Raw genomic sequence first — 1,466 nt, 5'->3', positions numbered from 1 at the left:
ACTTCAGTTATGCAATTTTAAAATCTAAATTTCATATTGAGGATAAAACATGATTTATAGGTTATTTCATCCAAAATTAATAGAAACACTTATACAGTTTTATAAAATGGATTTTCAAAAAACTTTTAAGCTATTTTTAGTTTTACGAATATGTCTTCTAGCGCAACATTTTGTTTTAAATTTTCGTATATAAAGCACACAAGTGCTTTTGCCGTTAGGCAGTTTAAATGTTCTTGGACTCTACCTATAGTCTCTAATCCTTGATTTCTATAATTAAATCTAAATAATTCTAGAAAGTTATAAGCCAAGAATACTATAAGAAAATATCGTTCTATAGATAAACTACTTCGGACCCTGTATTTATCAAAAGCTAAATTACTTTTAAAATACTTATATGAAGTTTCTATATTCCATCTATAGGAATAGTATTTAATTATAGTTTTTGCATCTAATAAAGTGTCGGTAGACATTAGGTATACTGGGTTTTTGAATCCATCTTCTTTAACTTCATAGCAAATAAGTACTTTAGCGTAAGAGAACTTTGCAACATTACCCTCATAAGTGTATACTTTATAATTCTTACCATCGACTGTAACGGTGTCTAAGGTATTAGGATCAATATATTTTTCAAATTCTGATAGTTGTAATGAAATTCCTAATGGAGATATCTTTCTGTTAGATTTAATTGCTCCTATAAGGTGATACCCCTTTGCTAAAGAACTTTCTATTAATTTGTTATTGGTATACCACGAGTCCATAAGACAATATATTTTTTCACAATTAGATGGAGTTACAAAAGAATTTATAAAATCTCTTGCAATATCAATTTTTGATTTAAATTCTCTCTTTAATTCCTCACAAAGTTCCTTTTTATAATAAGGTTCATATTCTAAAGGAATGGATTTATCGTCTACAACAAAATTTGAAGTAACCACACAATGTGACCAGATATTTTTACCTTCAGTATGGGAATAGTTATATGATAGTCCTTGCATTTTCTTTGCTGATTTCTTAGAATTTACAGTATCATCTATAACTAAAAATCCTACGGATTTAGGTTTAATGTTATGCTCAAAGAAAAAGTTTAAATAACTAAGTCTATTAGCATTTAGAAGACTATCGTCCCATTTTGAATGACTTAAGAATCTATAAATACAGCTTTTGTCCTTTGAAGACAGCACACATTTTGCAATTTCAGATAAAGTTTTAGTGCCTGGTAAATTTATCAAACCATTTACAATAGTGGTTAAATGATTAAACTGTGGATTAGACATTCCATAGTTTACATCATTTAAGTAGTTGTAAAGTTCATCATTAATGGATACAATATTATTACTTGGCATATTTATTACCTCCCGTGTGTGTATTTGTGTGGTAACTTTTATATAACACGGTGGTTAAAAATATGCCATATTTATTTTTTGGTAGTATTGCCAATTTAGGTTTTTATTTTGCAGAACTAAAGT

Annotated in this window: 1 protein-coding gene; it reads right to left on the bottom strand. The window is 27.9% G+C overall.

The window, feature by feature from the left end; all coding sequences use genetic code 11:
- Positions 1-125: 125 nt before the first annotated feature.
- Positions 126-1,343 (bottom strand): IS701 family transposase, encoded by a 1,218-nt coding sequence (locus HBE96_RS19565; RefSeq protein ID WP_169299398.1) that lies wholly within the window; start codon positions 1,341-1,343, stop codon positions 126-128.
- Positions 1,344-1,466 lie beyond the last annotated feature (123 nt).

The organism is Clostridium muellerianum (genome assembly GCF_012926525.1).
Taxonomy (GTDB): domain Bacteria; phylum Bacillota; class Clostridia; order Clostridiales; family Clostridiaceae; genus Clostridium_AM; species Clostridium_AM muellerianum.
Note: the sequence above shows the minus strand (reverse complement) of the source record. Positions and strands in the feature narration are given on the sequence as shown.